Below are 21466 nucleotides of genomic sequence, written 5' to 3'. Positions count from 1 at the left end.
AAAAACAATTGTACTATTTTTTAACGAACCTGAAGACTGTTCTTCAGTTTATTATAAAGTCTGCTGATAGTCGGCTGACTCACCTCTAACACTTCAGCCACTTTTGTTAGCGTCTTATATTTCAATAAAGCTAATTGAAGCAGCTGTCTTTCCGTATCCTGGACTGCATGCTGAAGGGGGATAATGGTATGCACTTCCACAGGATGTTGGTTTTTCTGACGATTGTCCAATATTTTCACAAGGTCATTCGCAGTGATCATTTGCTCCGCCGTAACCACCATGGCCCGTTCTGTTACGTTTTGCAGCTGCCGGATATTCCCTGGCCACTTATATGTTTTTAACACTTCCATTGCATCCTCGGAAAAATATTTCTTCGACGAAAATCTTTCATTATAATATTCTAGGAAATGATAAACAATAGGTTCAATATCTGCGATTCTTTCCCTTAATGGTGGAATAAATAACGGAATAACATGAATTCGATAAAATAAATCCTCGCGGAAGGTTCCTTTCGCAACCATTTCCTCCAAATTTTTATTGGTTGCTGTAATAATACGAATATTAATTGGGATTGCTTTGCTGCCGCCAATTTTCATAATTTCCCGTTCTTGTATCGCCCTTAAAAGCTTTACCTGTAAATTAAGCGGTAACTCACCAATCTCATCTAAAAAAAGAGTTCCTTCATTGGCTAATTCGAACAAGCCCTTTTTTCCATTGCTTAGGGCGCCGGTAAAGGCACCTTTTTCATAGCCAAATAGCTCGCTCTCCAATAAATTTTCAGGGATGGATCCGCAATTAATGCGAATAAATGGATTTTCCGCCCTTGGGCTCAGCTGATGGATGGCTTGAGCAAACAACTCTTTCCCTACCCCTGATTCTCCATATAAGGTAACCGTTGATTCAACTCGGGCCACCCTTTCGACCTCAAACATTAAATTTTTAATTTGTTCAGATTGATAGATAATCTTCTTCTCATTTCCATGCTGGACTTTCTTTAAGATATCTACCTCTTTGCGATATTTTTCTTTTAGTGTTTTCGCCTCTTCAAGTTCTTCCTCTAATTTTTTAACGGCTGTAATATCACGGGAAGCAATGACAATTCGTTCTAATTCATTTTTTTGATTAAAAACCGGATTTCCTACAGCTAGTATTTTCCTGCCGAAGCGGTTATGCTGGACAATTGAAACTTTCTTCTTTTCCTCCAATACTTTTCTTGTAACAGAAGGCTTAAACCATCCCTTTTCTTCAAGTTCTAAAATATTTTGACCAATAACCGTTTCGGGGTCTACTCCCCATAATTGGTGGGTGCTTCGATTAGAAACCCGAATAATTTTTCCAAGACTGTCAACAACTAAAACTTCATCATATATCGAATCGACAATTGCTTCCAAATCGGTTGTTATGGCTCCTAGGTCTTTCGAATATGCTTGTTTTATATGATCAATTTCCACTGATTTCTGATCCGTCCAACCGATTATTTCCGCAGTATCATCCTCAATGAGGGCATAGGAGAAATCGTCATCGGCAAGGGAAAAGATATTCTTGCTGGTTGTTAGGATAAAATCCGTATGAAAAGCCACTTTTTGTTCAGGCTGTTTTTTTTGCATTAATAGGTGAAAGCTATCACAGACCCCGACAGGTTTCCCTTCTGATTCTATAACTAATAACCGGATACTAGCTTGAATCATCGTATCCAAGGCTTCCCTTACATTTGTTGAGACATTGATGACGGCAAAGTCTTTATTATAATTCAAGTGAATTTCTTCCTTTCCCGCTGCTAAAATCATAATGTTGCAATAACTTTTTTACTATCCATATGATACCACGGTTATACGAAAAGAGTAAGCGCATGCATTAGTCGGAAAGTGGCCTAACCCCCTTCGGTGTAGTTTTTTCGACATCAAGTTTATAAAAAATAGCTGCCCCAACCGTGGGAGCAGCTTATTAGCTTAAATTTTTCCATTCCACTCGATATAAATCATGTCTGCGGTCACGCAATTGCCTTAGTGATCCCGAGTTCCGAGAGCGCCTCAATTTCTCAAGGTCAACATCACCTACCACCACTGTATCAATATTTGCGTCACATTCCCCAACAATCCCGTCTCTTGCAAACTCAAAATCAGAAGGGGAATAAATTCCTGACTGAGCATACTGAATATCCATATTTTCCACATGTGTTAAATTGCCCACAGTTCCTGCAATACACGTATATACTTGGTTTTCAATTGCCCGTGCCTGCGCACAGCAGCGAACACGAAGGTATGCCTGACGGTCCTCCGTACAAAAAGGCACGAAAATGATATTTGCCCCTTTATCCACGGCAATCCTTGCGAGCTCCGGAAACTCAACATCATACGAAATTTGGATAGCAATCTTTCCGCAATCGGTCTCAAATACATTGATTTCGTTTCCTTCTGATATCCCCCACCATTTACGCTCATCAGGAGTAGCGTGAATTTTGGATTGCTTCTCTATCGTACCGTCGCGGCGGAATAGGAAACCAACATTGTACAACTCCCCATTCTCTTCTACAAAATGTGATCCCCCGACAATGTTGATGTTATAGCGTACAGCAAGTTGTGTAAACAATTCAATGTATTGATCGGTATAGGTGGCGAGTCTTCGTACTGCCTGATCGGGTCGTTTTTCTTCGAGAAAGGACATTAATTGGGTGGTAAAAATTTCTGGAAATACAACAAAATCCGATCCGAAATCAGCGGCGACATCCACATAGTACTCGACTTGCCGGCTAAAATTCTGAAACGAATCAATTTTCTTCATCATATACTGCACGGCACAAATTCGAATGGGAAACGCTGTACGATAGATCCGTTTGGATTTTGGACGATAATCAACATTGTTCCATTCCATCAAGGTCGCCATCGAATCAGATGCTTTGTCATCCGGCAGATACCTTGTGTTAATCCTTTTAATCGCAAATCCTTGAAGGAGCTGGAAGGATAGCACCGGGTCATAAATGCTATGCTTCTCAACGGCCGCAACATATTCACGGGCTGTCATTTCTTCCTTGTATTTGTGGTAATTCGGGATTCTTCCTCCAATGATAATGCTTTTTAGATTTAATCGAACTGCCAGATCCTTACGTGCCTCGTATAGACGGTGGCCTAATTTCATTCGACGGTATTCGGGGTCCACCATTACCTCTATCCCATATAAGTTAAATCCATCCGGGTCATGATTGGTAATATACCCGTTGTCCGTGATGACATCCCATGTGTGCTGGTCATCATATTCATCAAAATTAACGATTAGACTGGAACAAGAACCAACAATCTTGTCCTCATATTCGACACAAAACTGACCCTCAGGGAAAATTCGGATGTGACTAAGTAATTGCTCCCTTTTCCAGGGATCCATATTAGGGAAACAAACCTTCCCTAAGTCGATAATGGCATCAATATCTTCAACACGTATATTGCGGATGATAATTTTCTTTTCATATTTCGATATATCTGTATCTGACATACTTTCACTTCCTGGCTTTCATGATTGGTAACTGATTATATAATTCCCTCTATTTCTAAAAACTAACGTATTTCTTCCATTATTCGATTTTAGAGTAAAAAAGACCTATACCTTACAGAATGATAAGATGTGTCTAAGGCTTGAATTAAAGATGATTTTACAAACATTCTGTATTCCAATATGATAGACTATATGACGAATTTTTCTTAAAAAGAGGGCGTAATGATGCTGCAAAAGTTTGGTTTTTCACAGTATGAAAGCAAGGTTTATGAGATCCTTTCCTCCAATGATGAACCGCTGGATGCGACACAAATTGTAAAATACTCCGGGGTTCCAAAAGCAAAGGTATATGAAGTGTTGACGCGAATGATTGAAAAAGGGCTGGTGCTGGATTCTGTTTCAGAAAAGAAAAAGCTCTATTCTGCTCTGCCGTTAAATCTGGTCATTGAAATGCTGACAAAGCAATTTCAGACCAATATCGATCGTTTGAAACAAAATTCATCCAAAAAACAAATAACCGATGACCGGGTATGGAGTCTAAAAGTCGATTCCTCAATTCAACTAAAATGTAAACAGCTGCTGCAAGAGGCGAAGAAATCAATTCAAATTTCTCTATGGAAAGAAGATTTTCATGACTTTTTGCCAGTTTTACTCGAAAAAGAACATGCGGGTGTAAAGGTAGAGGCACTTGTTGTCGGGGATGTTGATGCAGCACTATCCTCGCTCACGATTCTATCTCCGAATGAAGAGCATCGGATGTTAGAGAATAGCCGTCTAATCATAACGGATGAAGAGGAAATTTTGTTCGCCGGTGTGGAAAACGGTGCATGGCAGGCGATGATCACAAAGTCACCACCCTTCGTAAAATTTTTCGTTGACTTTTTTTACCATGATTTAGCCTTAGCAAAAATCACGAAAAGATTTGAAGATACATTAATGCAGGATGAGGAAATCAAAAACCTCTTAATGAGGTTAAGATATTAAAATGGCAGCGGGATGATCCCGCTGCCTTTATCTTATAATGCCTCAAGCGCCATGATCACCATGTCATTAAACGTGGTTTGACGTTCTTCGGCTGTCGTTTCTTCCCCGGTGAAAATATGATCACTGACGGTTAAAATCGATAGCGCGTTCACACCATATTTTGCAGCCAGTGTATATAATGCGGTGGTTTCCATCTCCACTGCGAGCACACCATAATCAGCTAGTTTTTTTACAATATCCATGCTGTCCCGGTAGAATACATCCGCTGACAACACATTTCCAACCTTTATTTCCAGGCCCTTTTGCGTGCCTGCTTGATAGGCATTCTGCAGTAAATTAAAGTTAGCACACGGTGCATAATCAATTCCTGGAAAAGCCAGGCGGTTTGTATTCGAATCAGTTGAAGATGTCATCGCTAGAACCACATCCCGGACCTTTATATCCTTCTGGATTGCCCCGCAGGAACCAACACGAATTAAATTTTTTACACCGTATTCACGAATTAACTCATTCGCATAGATGGAAATCGACGGAATTCCCATCCCTGTTCCTTGAACAGATACTCTTTTTCCTTTATACATACCTGTAAAACCAAGCATGCCGCGCACTTCATTATAACAAGTCACATCTTCCAAAAAAGTCTCCGCGATATACTTGGCACGTAAAGGATCTCCCGGTAATAAAATATTTTCTGCAATTTCCCCTTGTTTTGCATTGATATGAACACTCATTCGATCATGATGCTGGAGAGGATATCCCTACTCCACCATCATGCTCACCTCCTCTTGTCTATTTTCAGTTGGTTTTCTTGTAATAGAAAAAATGGCACATAGTAAGGCAATGATGATAAATACCCCACCTACTGATGCATTCGCTTGAACCGAATACTGGTTGATGACCATTCCACCGATTACAGAGCCTAGTGCAATCCCGATATGCAAGGCTGAATTATTCAAACTTTGCTGGATATCCGATGTTTCCGGCGCCGTTTCAATTAAATAGTTTTGCTGTGCCGGTGTAATCGCCCAGCTTAACGCACTCCACACCATCATTACGATGACAAAAAGCGTAATGGAAAAAGTGACATTTGGCAGGACAAACAGGGCGACGGCAAACACGGTTACGATGGTTAAAATGCTTTTCTTTGAACCCCATTTGTCGGCCAGCCAGCCCCCAAAGCCTCCTCCAAAAACAGCTGAAATACCAAAAATAAAGTAAAAAATGCTGACCCAGGTTGCATCTAAATGTAGGGTTGTTTTTAAAAACGGGGTTAGATACGCATAGAGAGTTAAATGCCCCGTTAAAAATAAAACAGAAGTTAACTGCGCTGATAAAATCTTTGAATTTTTCAAGGTTTGTAATTGCTGTTTTAGTGAAATCATTGGTTTAGGGTCGATTTTATTTAAGAAGGCATATACCCCTGCCATTGAAATCAGTGTTAGCACAGCGATAAACAGAAATGGTGAGCGCCAGCCGAAATGATTCCCAATCACAAGTCCAATCGGCACCCCCAATACGAGGGATCCGCTGATTCCCATAAAGATGACTCCTATTGCCCGCGCACGATATTCTTCTTTTACAATACTTGAAGCAATGGTTACGGAAAGAACCACTAAAAGAGATCCACTTGCAGCAGAGATAATTCTTGAAAGAAATAAAACAATAAAATTAGGGCTGATGAAGGCGATCATATTCCCGCATAAGAAGATCAGCAATGTCCAAAGCAACAGCCGCTTTCTTTCAATTTTCGCGGTTACCGTTAAAAGGACCGGTGAGGCGATCGCAAAAACAAGTGAATATATCGTAATAAGTTCTCCCGCAGCACTAATTGAAATGCCAAGGCCATCTGAGACGATGTCAAGAATCCCACCGACAATCAGCTCAGCCATTCCGACCACAAATGAAACAATCGCTAAAAGATAGATTCTAAAATTCACGTGGTGACTCTCCTCCCTTCGATTGGTTATTTATTATGAATGCTTTCCCATTAGTTACTACTACTATAGTAACCTCCATTAACCCTTTATGGCAAGAGGTTTTTTTACAATAAAATAAACCTAGTGAAATCACTAGGTTTAACTTTTATAAGACAAAACTTACAATCACACCAGACAAAACGCTGACAAGTGTGGCTCCATAAAGAAGTTTTAAACCGAAGCGGGCCACGACATTTCCTTGTTTTTCATTTAAGCCTTTAACAGCACCGGCAATAATTCCGATTGACGCAAAGTTCGCAAAGGATACTAAAAATACTGAAAGAATTCCAACAGTCCGCTGGTCAAAACTTTTTACCTCTTTCGATAAATCCATCATCGCCACAAATTCATTCGTTACAAGTTTTGTCGCCATGATTCCACCAGCACGAACGGTTTCAGCTGGGTTGATTCCCATAATAAATGCCACTGGTGCAAAAATATATCCTAATAGCTGCTGGAAGGAAATCGAGAACAATAATTGAAATAAATGATTAATTGCAGCCATTAAGGCAACAAATCCAATTAGCATTGCACCTACGATTATAGCCACCTTAAATCCATCTAGGATATACTCACCAAGCATTTCAAAGAAGGACTGTTTCGCTTCTTCATGGATCACCAAAATATCTTCACTTGGTTCCACCCTGTAGGGGTTAATGATGGATGTAACGATAAAACCGCCAAATAGGTTAAGGATAAGAGCCGTTACAACAAATTTCGGCTGAAGCATATTCATATAGGCCCCGACAATCGACATCGAAACGGTGGACATCGCAGAGGCACATAGTGTATACAAGCGATGCTCCGGCAGCTGTCCAAGCTGTTTTTTAACCGTAATAAATACTTCCGATTGTCCGACCATCATCGATGCTACAGCATTATACGATTCCAATTTCCCCATCCCATTTACCTTACTAAGAACAAGTCCAATTCCTTTCATGATAAGGGGGAGAATTTTTAGATACTGGAAAATCCCGATTAACACAGAAATAAACACAATTGGCAGCAGCACATTTAAAAAGAAAGGTGCCTCTCCTTTATTTGCCAGCCCGCCAAACACGAAGCTTACCCCTTCATTCGCGTATTCCAGCAATTTACTGAAAACAGTAGAGATTGCCCGAATTATGATTAAACCAATTTCGGTATTCAGGAGGATCCAGGACAAAAGAATTTGAATGACCACCATGATGATAATCGGTTTTACTCTTACCCTTTTCCGATCTTTACTGACTAATAATGCTAAACCGAATACAAAAAGAAGACCAATAATCGAAATGACATATTTCATACATTACCCCCAGATGATATCAAACGTCAGCCTCTTGTAGACGCTTACAAACGTTTGTTTTGGTTACTACCATTATAGTAACTATTTTTAGAATTTTGTGCAAGAACTTTTTATCTTTAATATGCCCTTATAAACCCCTTACATTTATTCTTTTGTAACACTGTCCACCGCAGGCGCACAAAAATACCATTTTTGTCCACGAACGGTGACAGGCACCAATGTGGGCACCAATGTGAAAAGGCGGTTAGCTGAGCACATCCCTGTGCACCAGCTAACCGCCTTACTTTTGTTATTTTGTTACTTTTATTGTATATGGCTTGATTGTTGCGTTGCCATTAACATCCTTGACTTTGATATAGTATTTTCCTTTTTTGAGATGGACACGCATGACTTCGGATTGTCCTTGTGCATAATAATCAGCAAGGGAGACTCTTTTACCTTTATGGTAAAGGGAGATGACCGCATCAATCTCTGGGCCGCCCGATACCGAAATGTATCCGTTCCATTTGTCTTTTACATTCAATACATACCAATCTTCATCGCCATACCCTACCCCGCTGTTTAAATTACCAGAAGCCATCAGCGTATGGGAGCCTTTCTTTTTCAAAGTAAGAGGTTTGGATGGTACATTGTTCTTTACTTTCGATTTTGCGTCTTCATCTTTTGTCGGGACAGGGGCAATGGATAAATTATACGGTACTAAAGATATTTGAGAAGAACTGGCCGTGAGCCCAATAATGACGACAATATAGTTACTTCCCTTTTCCACTTTAAAGGATCCGTAATTATTTGATGCACCCTCGAAAAGCCCCTTCGCCATCACACTGGCCATTTCAGCGTCTGCCCCATCAATTTTCCGGTTCTTATTGACATCCTTGTAAACAATCGCAGCTCCGTAAATTTGTGAGAATAGCTCTTTTGGATACTTTTTCAGCATGGCAGCACTTGGCTTGCCGCTCTCAAATAACAGACTGTAAATACTTGATTTCTTCCCTTTTAAATAAAACATGTCCACATCATTTGGCGCTGCAAAATTTCCATGGACTGTTGAGGATGGTAAATTTTTAGGAACTGAATCATTATCCTCATATTTATCTCCGGTATTCGAAATCAGTAACTTAGAAGACAATTGATACGGATCAAGGGAAATACCTCCCCCTGTCATTGGATTCCCCATGAAATGAATCAAATATGTTTCATTCTTTTTCAAACCAGCAAAAATGGTATCACTTAATTCCCCTGATACCCAATTCGCATCATTCATATTGGTTCCAACTAAATTAAAATCAACAATGTCCCTGCCATTTTCATCCTTGCCATTCATTACATGTACAATCTCAATATACGGTTTCACTCCTAATCCTTTAGGCAGACTATATTGATAAATTCCCGTTTTAGATGGCTTAACCTCATACCAATCCTCATCCTCCGGCGTTTGCAAATAGCCGACAAGTGTTTTACCAGCAGGCGAAGAAACGGTGCCATCCAAAATCGATTGATAATAATCAGAAAGAGATCCATCCGGATTTGTATTAGCGCTGTTATCTTCATCCGGTGGTATCACCTTGCCTTGAATTTTGACGGTGTAGGGTTCAAGGGATGCCTGCGCTTCCTCACTTGACTTGTCAACTAGAACCATCCCTTTTTCATCTGCAAAATCTAGCATTGGTTTACTCGAAACCTTGACTAAATATTCTGTATTAGGCTGAGCAGGGAATGTCAACGTTTCCCCATCCCCTATTCCTTTACTATCTGCCGCTGCAATTGGCGGGAGCTGATCAAGCGGGACATTATCCTCCATGACGTTTTCATCATTTTTTTCCGTTTCTTCATTCACCACAGACAGACTATAGACTTGAATATTCGTATCAATCCCCGGAATTCCCGAGAGCACTACTTTCGCAGCATTCTCATTTTTGGTCTTAAGGTAAAAGTAATCATCATCCCCATTTTCCCCCATTAACGTTTGCGGTGCGGATGTATACGGCAGGGATTTCACCGCTATTGGCGCATCCGAAGTCGACTCGTCAACCGGCTGTACAGCAGAGCGTTTAATGGAAAGATGAAAAGTAGATTGTTTCGCAGAGGAATCATCATAATTTCCATTGGTATCATTCACACCAATTGCCATTATTCCGGAAAAAGGAACCTGGATTAATTTCCCTTCCGTTTTTCCCGCTTGTACTTTGTTTACGTCAATCGAAAGGCTCTGGTTCTCTCCATAAACGCGAAGGGTCATTTTATAATCATATTGTTTTGCCCCCGCAAGCACGGTTTGGATATACTCACCTTTTTGAACAGGGAGCTGATACCACTTTTGCTGCCGTGGTTTCGTTAAAGATCCTGTTACTGACTTTGTCTTTTTCATTGAAAGTGCGGTTGCATTTTGCAAAATTTCTTTTTTCGTCCAGACAGTATTTACAAAAGAAGGAAGCTTCTTAATATCATACTTTAAGGCTGCGACAGGATTAACAAGGCCCTTTCCATATTTCACATCGTACCCTTTCGCTCCCAAATCATTGGTCGTATGCTCAAGAATATATTCAACCTGTGCCGGTTTTAATTTCGGATGCTTGGATAAAAGCAAGGAGGCTGCCCCCGCCACCATTGGTGACGCCATGGAGGTTCCGCTCAGAGTTTGAAAGGTTGATTTTTTCTCATAATCATAAAACGGCGCGTAAATATCCTCCCCTGGTGCCACGATGTCCATCGAAGGACCGTAGGACGAGAAATAACTTAAGTGCTTCGATTTATTGATCGAACCAACTCCAATGACTCCTTCGTAGCTGGCAGGATAATTCGGAGCGGAAGTCCCATCATTTCCTGAAGCGGCGACAACGGTTACTCCTTTTTGAATCGCAGTTTTAACCGCATCTCCTAAAATGGATGACGGAATGGGCGAACCAAGACTCATATTAATTACCTTTGCACCGTGGTTCGCTGCATATAGCACTGCTTGGGCAATCGTATAGTCCGTTATAAAACCATCGCGGTCAAAAACATCAATCGGCAGGATTTTCACATTTGGGTTGATTCCATAACCGCCAATGCCATTTCCTTTTGCTGCAGCAATAATACCGGTCACATGGGTACCATGCTGATCAGGAACTCCATGATTCATTGGATTGATTTCATTTACGGCTGGGAGCACTTTTCCCTTTAGTTCCGGATGATTTCCATCAATCCCTGTATCAATGACAGCAACAGTTATTTTATTTTTCCCTTTCAGTTTTTGGGCTTCGGGGATCTTTAACATGGATAGATAGTATTCATCCTTTGTTTTTGGATCTGATGGAACAGAAAATGGTTTATATAGAACACTTCTTTCCACAGAAAGAACCTTACTGTTCTTTTGAAAGGCCTGGGTTACTTTTTGAAGGGAGTCTTTTTTTAGAAGCTTGACCACCATGTATCCCAGCTTTTCCACATTTTGAACGATAATATAATCTTTGTTTGCTCCTTTTACTTCACCGAGCAAGAGCGGCTGCTTATACTTGATGATGAGCGTATCTTCGCTAAATAATGGGGTCTTGTTTTCCTCGAGCTTTTCCTTTAGTGAATTTGTTTTCTGTTGAATCAATGCTTTGGATGTTCCAAACTTGCTTGCTGCCGATACCTCGACAGTGGTGGTCAATAGCGTGGATGTCATCAGTGTTGCGCCAATTCCAATGGCACTTAATTTTCGCCAAACCGACTTCATGGATACCCCTCTTTTCTATGAAACTAGCAATATCATACCATATGTTACCAAAATAAAAGAGTTTAGTTTTCGGTAAAATTCCTCTGTTTTTCGACAAACACGAAAAAAAAAGGAGACATCAGGTCTCACCCCCTGATATCTCCATGGTTATGTTAAAAGTCAATATGATCTGGATCTGGTCCAACACGATGATTCTGATTCAAACGATCAATCTGATCCATCTCATCTTTGGTCAGCGTAAAATCAAAGACCGAGGCGTTCTCAACAATACGATGTTCTTTCGTAGATTTTGGAATCGTTACAACCCCGTTTTGCAGGTCCCAGCGCAAAATGATTTGAGCAGCCGATTTTTGATACTTTGAAGCTATTTCTTTCAGAACAGGGTTATCAAGTAATTGCCCTTGCATCAGTGGAGACCAGGCCTCCAACTGTATATCATGCTCTCGGCAAAATTCCTGAAGTGCTTTTTGGGTTAGTCGAGGATGATACTCTACCTGATTAATCACCGGTTTAATTTCCGCATCCTTCATTAAATCCTCAAGATGGTGGATTTGAAAATTACTCACCCCAATTGCTTTTACCCGTCCCTCTTTATAAAGGGTTTCTAATGCTCTCCAGGCCTCTTTATATTTCCCATCAACAGGCCAGTGAATAAGATATAAATCCAAGTACTCTACACCTAGTTTCTGCAGGCTTGTTTCATAGGCTGCTAGAGTGGATTCATAGCCTAAATCAGAATTCCAAACCTTAGAAGTTACAAATAATTCTTCTCTTGAAATTTCGGCCGCTTCTATTCCTTCACGGATACCCTGTCCGACTCCTTCTTCATTTCCGTAAATCGCCGCTGTATCCACACTGCGATAACCATGCTTTATTGCTGTTTTAACAGCATTGACTAGCTCAGGTCCTTCCTCTACTTTAAATACACCAATGCCAAACCAAGGCATTTTCACACCGTTATTTAATGTTGTTTTATCTTGTAATGTATTCATAATGATTCTCCTCATTGTTAAGAAATTTTTTGTAAAACCATTTTTTCATCTTTTCGTTCTAAAGCACGACTCCAACCTGTTAAAATAACAGCACCAAAAACCATCAGTGCACCAACCCATGCTGTATGAATGAGTCCAATTGAATCGGTAATCACACCTCCAAGATAGGACCCAATCGCAATTCCTGCGTTAAATGCGGCGATATTGATTGCAGAAGCGACATCCACTGCGCTTGGGACATAACGTTCCGCCAGCATTACGACATATACCTGTAATCCAGGAACGTTCATGAAAGCCAATACCCCCATAAAAATAATTGTGAGTAAACCCGCTACCTTAAATGGAGCCGTAAAGGTTAAGATAAACAGCACAATGGCTTGTAGGATAAACATATAAAATAAGGCTGAAATCGGCTTTCGGTTGGCTGCTTTTCCGCCAATCACATTTCCAATGGCAATCGCAAGTCCATAGACGAGTAAAATCACCGCTACAGACCCCTGTTTAAATCCCGTAATTTCTTGAAGTAATGGCGATAGATAGGTAAAAACTACAAACGTTCCGCCATATCCTAAAGCGGTAATGATGAATAAAAGTAATAACCTTCCATTGGTAATAAGCTTCACCTGATCTCGCAATCTGGTTTTGATTCCTTTTGGTAATTCAGCTGGTATTAATAGTATGTTCGCAATAAATGCTATCACGCCAACTGCCACAATGGTTATAAAGGCAAATCTCCAGCCAAATTGCTGACCAATAAAGGTTCCGAACGGAACACCCGTGACGGTGGCAACAGTGAGGCCTGTAAACATAATCGAAATTGCACTCGCCCGACGATTTTCCGGCACTAGGTTCGCTGCGATGGTAGAGCCGATTGACATAAAAACCCCATGTGAAAATGCAGATACAACACGGGCCAACAGCAACACCCACACCATTGTTGCACTGGCAGCAATACTATTGCCGATGATAAAAACAACCATGATCCACAGTAATAATGATTTTCGCGACATTCTCGATGTTAGCGAGGTTAGAATCGGTGCTCCAAAAGTAACCCCTAATGCATATAACGAAACCGTTAAACCAGCAGTTGTAACCGATATTTTTAAGTCCTTAGCGATCAACGGTAATAATCCGACACTGATAAACTCAGTTGTGCCAATCGCAAAAGCACTGACAGCTAAAGCGAGCAGAGCCAATGTACTTCTTTTTTTATCTAAACCCATTTTTCTCCTCCTTATTGAAATAGTTGTTTCTGGCAAACTATATATAAAATGTGTGGTTTTAATCAGCCGGCAAATGTTATTATGGGTTATAGTGAACATAAAGAAAAGTACGCACTTTAAAGTGATATAGGAACCAAAAAGTTATATAGGTACTTTTAGGCGCCTATAGAGAAGGGGAGAAAAATGCAGAAGAAATATAATATCTCAGTTGAAGCTACGCTGGAAGTAATCGGCGGAAAATGGAAATGTGTGATTCTTTGCCATCTTACACATGGAAAAAAAAGAACAAGTGAATTGAAACGCCTCATGCCCAACATTACGCAAAAAATGCTGACTCAGCAATTACGGGAATTGGAAGAAGACGGGGTTGTAAAGCGGATTGTCCATAACCAAGTCCCGCCGAAAGTGGAGTATGAGCTTAGTGAATATGGCTGGAGTTTAAAAGACATTTTAGACTCTCTCTGTGCATGGGGAGAAAAACATATTACTATGGTATATGGGGATAAATTTTCAGTCTTAGAGGAAAACGTATTAAATGATCCATTGAAGTAAAGATAGACAAGTAGAAGGCTGTAGAATTTCAGCTATTCATAAAGGGAGATGGATGATGCAAAAACGATATCTTTTATTTCTTTCGCTAATACTGCTTATAATGATTATGGCTGGGTGTTCATCCAATCAACAGGCAAAAAAGCCAAAGGAACAAAAAAAGGTGGAACTAACAGTTTCAGCCGCTGCGAGTTTACAAAATGCCTTGAATGACATTAAAACGAAGTTTGAGAAGGAACATCCAAATATCGTGATCAACTATAATTTTGGAGCTTCCGGTGCTCTTCAACAACAAATTTCACAAGGAGCACCTGTCGATCTTTTCTTCTCAGCCGCTGAGGATAAATTTGATAAATTAGTACAAGACGGACTTATTGAAAGATCAAAACGAACAGATCTCGTTGGAAATGAGCTAGTGTTGGTTGTTCCAAAGGATGGTAATAAAGGAATTCATGCATTTGAAGACCTTGTAAAAGCAAATAAGATTGCGATTGGGACACCAGAGTCTGTACCGGCAGGTCAGTATGCTAAGGAAACTTTAGAACATTTACATGCTTGGAAAGCGATTGAAGGAAAAGCGGTCTATGCCAAGGATGTCCGCCAAGTGCTTACATATGTGGAAACGAACAATGTGGATGCAGGGATTGTTTATAAAACGGATGCATTAATTTCTCCGAAGGTTAAAATTGCTGCGATGGCTAAGGAAGATAGTCATGGACCGATTATTTATCCTGTAGGGGTGATCAAGAATAGTTCCCACCCAAAAGAGGCGCAGTTATTTTACGATTATCTTCAAGGTCAAACATCCATAAATATTTTGGAAAAATACGGATTTAAAGGACTTCAATAAAAGAGGAAGCAATTTTGCTTCCTCTTTTTTCAAAAAAACCTATACTCTTACTTCACTCGGCCGCTTTGCCTCTTGACGTTGCTCTTTAATTAAGATTCCCCCAAGCAAGCCTAACAGAGTGAACATGACGGGAATGATAAAACCGTATTGGTAGCCAACACTTGCTGCCGAAGTATGAAAATGATCTAAAACCTTCCCAAAAATCGTTGGCAAAAGGACGGCACTTAAAAATCCACCTGTATTGGCAAATCCCGATACGACACCAACCTCTTTCATCGGGAAGGATTTCCGAACGACCGCAAAGGTTAACGCACTTGCCCCGTTCCCATAACCAATCATAAAATATAGAATCATTAGCATATAGAATGGCGGCTTACCATTAAATAAAAGAAATGCAGCCCAGCTTATAAAGATGATTATATGAACCACCAAATAAGGGCGTTTAATCGAATCAACCCGATTGGAAATCCAGGTGGTCAGCGGTGCCCCGATAATTGCCCCAATTAAGCCGATCATGATGAACTGGCTGGCATGCGACCGCGTCAATCCGTAAACATGCATGCCGTATGGTACTGCCCATGATCCGATAAATCCTACATACGTACCGACAGCGCCAAAATGGCAAAAGAAGGTCGCCCATGCCTGCCTTGCAGAGAAAATCCGGCGCAGCAACTGCAATGGATTATCCTGTTTCTTCACCATTTTAACCTTAGGTGCCTCGTTCTTAAAAATCTGTTTTGGTTTTTTAACCAGAACGAAATAAAGCAGCAGTGCACAAAGGCATAAAATAATACCAATAACCAAAAAGGGCGTGCGCCAGCCAAATAAGGAGATCCATGTTGAAAATGGAACGGTCGCCAGCAAAAAGCCCATACTTCCCGATACACCGGCCAGCCCCAGCAGCCCCACAAATTCTTTAACTTTGAACCATTGGCTTAATATTAATACCAAGTTCACCCAAATAGTCGCATCTCCCATCCCCACTAATAATCGGGAAAAAACAAGGATTGCCCCATTAGGAGCAAGACTATAAACTACCGTTCCAATCGCGTTCAGCAAGGTACCAATAATAAGGAAAAAATTTGGGCCAAACCTGTCTGACAAAATACCGATTGGAATTTGCAATCCGGCATAGGCCAAAAATTGAATACTTGTCATTAACCCGATGGTGGATGCGGTTAAATTAAAATCCTTCATTAATTGGTCCGTAATTAATCCCGGTGCCGTTCTTTGGCTGACAATTAAAAAATACGTAAACAATACCGAGGCAAAAACCACCCAACGGTATTTGCTATTTTGTTTATTCAATGGTCTCTACTCCTGGTCATTTTTTTCTTCCTCATATTATACTCTATATTTATTTCGAATATAGAAATTTCCACTCATGTAGGCGTTTACACTACAAAAAAATTTTTTTCCAACAAAAAAAAGAAAATACAAGAGAAAAATTTCCCCTGCACTTTCTTTTAAAACCGAAGTGATGTCCACCCCATGCGGACAAAACAGGCGAAAAGTCCATGAACGGTGCCTGTCACCTATGTTAATATCGTGTTTTGGCGGAGGTTTGCTGCCAGGCTTGGAAGGGTTGTTGGTAGTTTTGTGTGAGGATTTGGGTCATTGGGATGGTGCGCTGGTTCTTTGGCAGACAAAGTTGTTCATAGATAAATTGGTCGTTAAAGCCGATTTGGGCCGCATCCTCTGAGGTATTTGCATAATAAACGGCTTTGATTTTCGCCCAATAGATGGCTCCTAAACACATTGGGCATGGCTCGCAGCTTGTGTATATTTCGCAATCAGTCAGGTCATAGGTGTTTAAATGCAAACAGGCAGACCGAATGGCTTGAACCTCCGCATGGGCCGTTGGGTCATTCCCCGCCACGACTTGATTCCGACCCATGCTAATAACCTTTCCGTTTTTAACAATAACGGCACCGAACGGACCCCCGCTGTTTGTCAGCACATTGTTAAGAGCAATATCAACAGCCTCTTTCATAAATAGGTTATCGATCGTTATCCCCCCTAATTCCAATAAAACTTTATAAAAAATAAAACAATTACCGTGTTTTTATTCACTTCTAGTATATTGTCTATAGGGAGCGAAGATTCCCTCCATTTCCTCCCCTCACAATAAATGATCAAACAAAAACAAATTGTATATCCCGATTCATTTTAGGAAAAATACATGGGTAAGAAATTATAAATCTAACTGGAAGTGTTAAAAACATGCATCAACTAAGTTACTTAATTGCTCATTTCGGATACATGGGAATTATTATCGCCTTAATTGGCGGTATTATTGGACTGCCGATTCCAGATGAGGTTCTTCTTACCTATGTGGGATATAACGTTTTTCAAGGAAACCTTAGCTACATCCCTTCCCTTCTTTGTGCCGCAGCCGGAGCTTGCGGGGGGATCACATTAAGCTATTTCTTAGGAGTAAAATTAGGGGTGCCTTTTTTAAATCGTTATGGGCCGAAGCTGCATATTACAGAAGAACGAGTGAATCGAACGAAAAAATTATTTATGAAAATGGGACCCTTCCTCTTGTTGATTGGCTTTTTTATTCCCGGAATCCGCCATATTACCGCCTATCTTGCCGGGATTAATCGCTATACCTATAAAAAGTTTGTCTTATTTGCTTATTCGGGTGCAGTGATTTGGTGTTTTAGCTTTATTACTTTAGGAAGGATATTGGGAGAAAATTGGACAGCTGTCGCAGGGTATTTTTCGAGATACAGCATTATTTTAATCATCCTTTTCATTCTGGTCACCATTATTATTTATACCTATCAGCGAAAAAGAAGAATAAGATTAAGAACTCCTTGAAATTAATCAAAAAAATGCATGGAACTAAACGTTCCATGCGTTTAAAAGCTGCTATTCCGTAGAATCAGCTTAGTAGCAATCATGACTTTTTTCGCAATTTTTCTGCCTTCGATTCTTTCTAACAGCGTATCCACGGCTGTTTCCCCCATAAGTTCGGTATAAACCTTCACCGTACTCAAGGCCGGAAAAACATATTTTGCAAGGCTGATATCATTGACTCCGATAATGTTCACCCGGTCCGGTACAGAAATTTCTTCCTCCAGCAGCGCCCGAAGTGCACCAACAGCAATCGAATCATTAGCTACAAAAAACGCCGTCGGCAATTGTTCCTTATGTTCGTCAATTGCCCTTTTCATCAACGAATGACCATCCTGAACTGAAAAGCTGCCGTTATACATATAGGCTTCATTAAGAAGACCTTTTTCATCTAAGTAACGCTTAAAGGTTGATTCCCGCAGGTCTTCAATCGTCGAGGTTTTGTCCCTAAACACTTCCCTGCCACCGATATACCCAATCCTCTCATGACCCTTTTTAATCAGATGGTTGAGTACCTTTTTTGTTGCCTTTTCAAAATCAATCACAATCGAATCAAACTGCTCCTCATCTGGGGAATAATCGACAAAAACAATTTTTTTCGTAATCGAACTTAATTCTTTTACCTGTTTGCTGCTGAACTTACCAATTGCAATCAGCCCGCGCAAATCGTCCTGCTTCAAATCCTCGATATTGTCTTGGAAGTATGACGCCATTTGAAGCCCATGATGGCGGCAGCGATTTTCGACTCCTAAGCGAATCGACATATAATACAAATCTTCCAGCTCTTCTTTTTCCGTATACCACTGAAGAAGGGCAATTTTTCCGGTTTCCTGCTTCCGAGCCGGCAGTTTTTTATAGGAGAGTTCTTCTGCTGCTTCAAAAATTCTTTTTTTCGTATCATCGCTGACAGATAGAGTAGTGTCATAATTCAAGACACGGGAAACGGTCGCGATGGAAACTCCAGCCAATTGGGCAATATCCTTAATTGTAGCCATAGTTAAAACTCCTTACTGATTAACAAAGAAACGGTACGTTGTTTTCCCAAAGTATACTTCTTCTGGATTCAAAATGATAGATGGAAACGATGGATGATGAATCGCATCTGGAAAACCCTGTGTTTCCAGACACACGCCTAAATAATCCCGAGCCGAAACACCTGAAATGGAATAGGGCCCCTCTAAAAAATTGCCAGTATAGAGGACAACACATGGTTGATCTGTTGTTACCTCAAGCGCACGTCCACTTCCTTCATCTTTGAGCCAAACGCAATTCTCACCTTTTTTTGAAAAAATCAGCGGGTGGTCGTAGCCATTTCCAACCAAAACATTTTGATCGTACGTTGAATTCATCCCAACCTGCAACTTTCTTCCTTGGCTAAAATCAAACGGAGTCCCGGCAGTCTCGATCATTTTACCAGTTGGAATTAAATCTGGCCCCAATTCTAAAAAGCGATGGCTGTCCAGCTGCAGGATGTGTTCAGTAATATCCCGTTTTGTATGACCGCTCAAATTAAAATAAGAATGATTCGTTAAATTGACCAGCGTTTTTTGGTCAGTTCTCGCTTCGAACGTTATTTGTAATTCATTATTATTGGTTAATAGATACGTAACTGCTGTCTCTAAATTACCTGGATAGCCCTCTTCACCATCCGGAGAGTGATAAAAAAACTTTATACCGATTGCCTGGTCTTTTTCCAGTTTTTCAGCCTGCCAAATTACGGAGTTAAGGCCTTTTTGACCGCCGTGAAGATGGTTAGCTCCCTCATTTTTCGCAAGAAGATATTCTTTCCCATCCAACTTAAAACGGGCATCTTTAATTCGGCCTGCCACCCGGCCGACAACGGCGCCAAAATACGGAGACCACGCTAAGTAATCATTAAAGTTGTCGAATCCGAGCACAACATTTTCGATCGTTCCGTTCCGGTCTGGGACCATAATTTTCGTAATCACACAACCGTAATTCAAACACGAGATAGACATACCAGAATCATTGACCAGTGTATATTCGATTACCTGCTTGCCATGATTATCTCCGAAAACTTGATCTATTATTTTCATGGATTGTTGCTCCTTCGTTTATAATGACGCAATAAAACGTTTAAACCCGGCTGCTCCATCTTCATTTCGTTTAAATACACCGGCATCCTCGAGAACCCGCAAGAACTTCTTACCCACTTCTTCTTTTACGAATAATCCCGTATTCATTTCGCCTGCAAAACGTGATTTTAACTGCTCAGCCCACTCCAAATGATAGTCTGCAACCACTGCTGATTGGCCTTCAATGAACATTTCCACCTCTTCCAACTCATCCTTTAAACGTGCCGGTAAAACAGCAAGTCCCATCACTTCAATCAGGCCAATGTTTTCCTTTTTAATATGATGAACATCTTGATGTGGATGGAAGATTCCCAGCGGATACTTCTCACTCGTCCGGTTGTTACGAAGGACTAAATCCAATTCGAAAAAGTTCCCCTTTTTACGAGCAATCGGGGTTATCGTATTGTGCGGTGTTCCATCTGTAGCCGCCAGAATTCCGAGCGAATCATCACTATAGTTTTTCCATTTCGTTAAGATATGTGTGGCGGCATCCACAAGGCCTGCTTTTTGCTCCGAACGGAGGCGGATAACCGACATTGGCCATTTCACCACTGAACCTTGAACATCTGGAAATCTATCTAGTGTAAAAGTCCAATCAGCTTCTGCCTTGGCCATCGCAAATTCATGGTTGCCGCCCTGGTAGTGGTCATGGGATAAAATCGAGCCGCCGACAATCGGCAGGTCCGCATTCGAACCAAGAAAATAATGAGGAAATAGGTCCACAAATGTTAAGATTCGCAAAAAGGTTTGCGGACTTATTTTCATATCGGTATGGTTCTCAGACAAGACAATGCAATGCTCATTGTAGTACACATAGGGCGAGTATTGTAAATACCAGTTTTTCTCCAAAAGATTCACGCGGATCATCCGGTGATTGGAGCGGGCCGGGTGGCCAATTCGCCCAGCATAGCCCTCATTCTCAATACAAAGCAGACATTTCGGGTAATCATTCTTTTTCGCTTCCCGCTCTAGTGCAATACTCTTCGGATCTTTTTCGGGCTTTGATAGATTAATCGTTATATCTAATTCACCATATTCGGTAGCCGCTTTATACTCAATATTTTTGGAAATCCGTTTCATTTGAATATAGTTACTGTTTTTACTTAAGTCATAAAAATAGTCGGTTGCTGTTTGAGGACTTTGTTTATATTTTTCATAAAATAACTGATTCACCGTTGACGGTCTTGCCGTCAAACCGTTCATCACCTTACTTGAAAAAATTTCTTTTTCATCAAAAAAATCCTCAATAATCCCTTGCCCGCAAGCATAATCGACAATCTGATCAAGCAAATCGGGGATAGAGAGATCTGATTCTGTTAGTGGGTCGGATTCCTTAAAATCTGTTAATTGCAGCAGAGACAAGATTTGATTTCGGGCATAAATCTCATCTTCCTTCTGTATTAATTGGACAGCAAGCGCTTGATTTAGTAATTGCTGAATAACGTGATCAATCATTTTTT

General features: G+C 40.6%; 17 protein-coding genes. 4 read left to right on the top strand and 13 right to left on the bottom strand.

The window, feature by feature from the left end:
• Positions 1-20: 20 nt before the first annotated feature.
• Positions 21-1754: a sigma 54-interacting transcriptional regulator gene (locus M028_RS29670; RefSeq protein WP_051590980.1), complete on the bottom strand. Its 1734-nt coding sequence runs from the start codon at positions 1752-1754 to the stop codon at positions 21-23.
• Between the two features lie 190 nt (positions 1755-1944).
• Positions 1945-3486 (bottom strand): bifunctional GNAT family N-acetyltransferase/carbon-nitrogen hydrolase family protein, encoded by a 1542-nt coding sequence (locus M028_RS0109070; RefSeq protein WP_026573644.1) that lies wholly within the window; start codon positions 3484-3486, stop codon positions 1945-1947.
• A 225-nt stretch (positions 3487-3711) separates the two neighbouring features.
• Between M028_RS0109070 and M028_RS0109065 the strand changes: the two genes are divergently transcribed.
• Complete coding sequence (locus M028_RS0109065; protein WP_026573643.1) at positions 3712-4470, top strand: TrmB family transcriptional regulator; 759 nt, start codon at positions 3712-3714, stop codon at positions 4468-4470.
• Positions 4471-4502: 32 nt separating this feature from the next.
• Here the strand turns inward: M028_RS0109065 and deoD are convergent, their stop codons facing one another.
• From deoD to M028_RS0109035, 6 genes are all read right to left on the bottom strand, one after another.
• Positions 4503-5201 (bottom strand): purine-nucleoside phosphorylase, encoded by a 699-nt coding sequence (deoD, locus tag M028_RS0109060; RefSeq protein WP_026573642.1) that lies wholly within the window; start codon positions 5199-5201, stop codon positions 4503-4505.
• Positions 5202-5228: 27 nt separating this feature from the next.
• Positions 5229-6407, bottom strand: a complete 1179-nt coding sequence (locus tag M028_RS0109055; protein ID WP_026573641.1) for an MFS transporter — start codon at positions 6405-6407, stop codon at positions 5229-5231.
• Positions 6408-6552: 145 nt separating this feature from the next.
• Positions 6553-7734: a NupC/NupG family nucleoside CNT transporter gene (locus M028_RS0109050; RefSeq protein WP_026573640.1), complete on the bottom strand. Its 1182-nt coding sequence runs from the start codon at positions 7732-7734 to the stop codon at positions 6553-6555.
• A 289-nt stretch (positions 7735-8023) separates the two neighbouring features.
• Positions 8024-11434, bottom strand: coding sequence for a S8 family peptidase (locus M028_RS0109045; RefSeq protein ID WP_026573639.1), 3411 nt, complete (start codon positions 11432-11434; stop codon positions 8024-8026).
• Positions 11435-11586: 152 nt separating this feature from the next.
• The gene (locus M028_RS0109040) at positions 11587-12426 is read right to left on the bottom strand and encodes an aldo/keto reductase (RefSeq protein ID WP_035423993.1); all 840 of its coding nucleotides are present in this window, start codon (positions 12424-12426) and stop codon (positions 11587-11589) included.
• 17 nt (positions 12427-12443) lie between these two features.
• Positions 12444-13649 carry an MFS transporter gene (locus M028_RS0109035; RefSeq protein ID WP_026573637.1) on the bottom strand — a complete coding sequence of 402 codons (1206 nt, stop codon included), beginning with the start codon at positions 13647-13649 and terminating at the stop codon, positions 12444-12446.
• Between the two features lie 183 nt (positions 13650-13832).
• On the opposite strand from M028_RS0109035, the gene M028_RS0109030 reads away from it, so the two are divergent.
• Positions 13833-14201 (top strand): winged helix-turn-helix transcriptional regulator, encoded by a 369-nt coding sequence (locus M028_RS0109030; RefSeq protein WP_026573636.1) that lies wholly within the window; start codon positions 13833-13835, stop codon positions 14199-14201.
• A gap of 55 nt (positions 14202-14256) precedes the next feature.
• Complete coding sequence (gene modA / locus M028_RS0109025; RefSeq protein WP_026573635.1) at positions 14257-15048, top strand: molybdate ABC transporter substrate-binding protein; 792 nt, start codon at positions 14257-14259, stop codon at positions 15046-15048.
• A 39-nt stretch (positions 15049-15087) separates the two neighbouring features.
• On the opposite strand, the gene M028_RS0109020 is transcribed toward modA, so the two are convergent.
• Positions 15088-16356, bottom strand: coding sequence for an MFS transporter (locus tag M028_RS0109020; protein WP_026573634.1), 1269 nt, complete (start codon positions 16354-16356; stop codon positions 15088-15090).
• Between the two features lie 232 nt (positions 16357-16588).
• Entirely contained in the window at positions 16589-17041 is a 453-nt protein-coding gene (locus tag M028_RS0109015) for a nucleoside deaminase (RefSeq protein ID WP_035423991.1), read from the bottom strand.
• A gap of 230 nt (positions 17042-17271) precedes the next feature.
• Here M028_RS0109015 and M028_RS0109010 point away from each other — a divergent pair, with 230 nt between their 5' ends.
• Positions 17272-17874, top strand: coding sequence for a DedA family protein (locus tag M028_RS0109010; RefSeq protein ID WP_026573632.1), 603 nt, complete (start codon positions 17272-17274; stop codon positions 17872-17874).
• Positions 17875-17915: 41 nt separating this feature from the next.
• Here M028_RS0109010 and M028_RS0109005 read toward each other — a convergent pair whose 3' ends face one another.
• Genes M028_RS0109005 through galT form a run of 3 tightly spaced genes read right to left on the bottom strand, consistent with a single transcriptional unit; the run spans position 17916 to position 21461 of the window.
• On the bottom strand, positions 17916-18905 hold the full coding sequence (locus M028_RS0109005; RefSeq protein WP_026573631.1) for a LacI family DNA-binding transcriptional regulator: 990 nt from the start codon (positions 18903-18905) through the stop codon (positions 17916-17918).
• A gap of 12 nt (positions 18906-18917) precedes the next feature.
• A complete protein-coding gene (locus M028_RS0109000) occupies positions 18918-19967 on the bottom strand; it encodes an aldose epimerase family protein (protein WP_026573630.1) in 1050 nt (349 codons plus the stop codon).
• Between the two features lie 18 nt (positions 19968-19985).
• Complete coding sequence (galT, locus tag M028_RS0108995) at positions 19986-21461, bottom strand: UDP-glucose--hexose-1-phosphate uridylyltransferase (protein WP_026573629.1); 1476 nt, start codon at positions 21459-21461, stop codon at positions 19986-19988.
• Positions 21462-21466: the final 5 nt, after the last annotated feature.

Origin of the sequence: Bacillus sp. UNC438CL73TsuS30 (genome assembly GCF_000482325.1) — a bacterium.
Classification (GTDB): domain Bacteria; phylum Bacillota; class Bacilli; order Bacillales; family Cytobacillaceae; genus Neobacillus.
The sequence above is the reverse complement of the archived record's forward strand: the minus strand, read 5'-3'. Positions and strand labels throughout refer to the sequence as shown.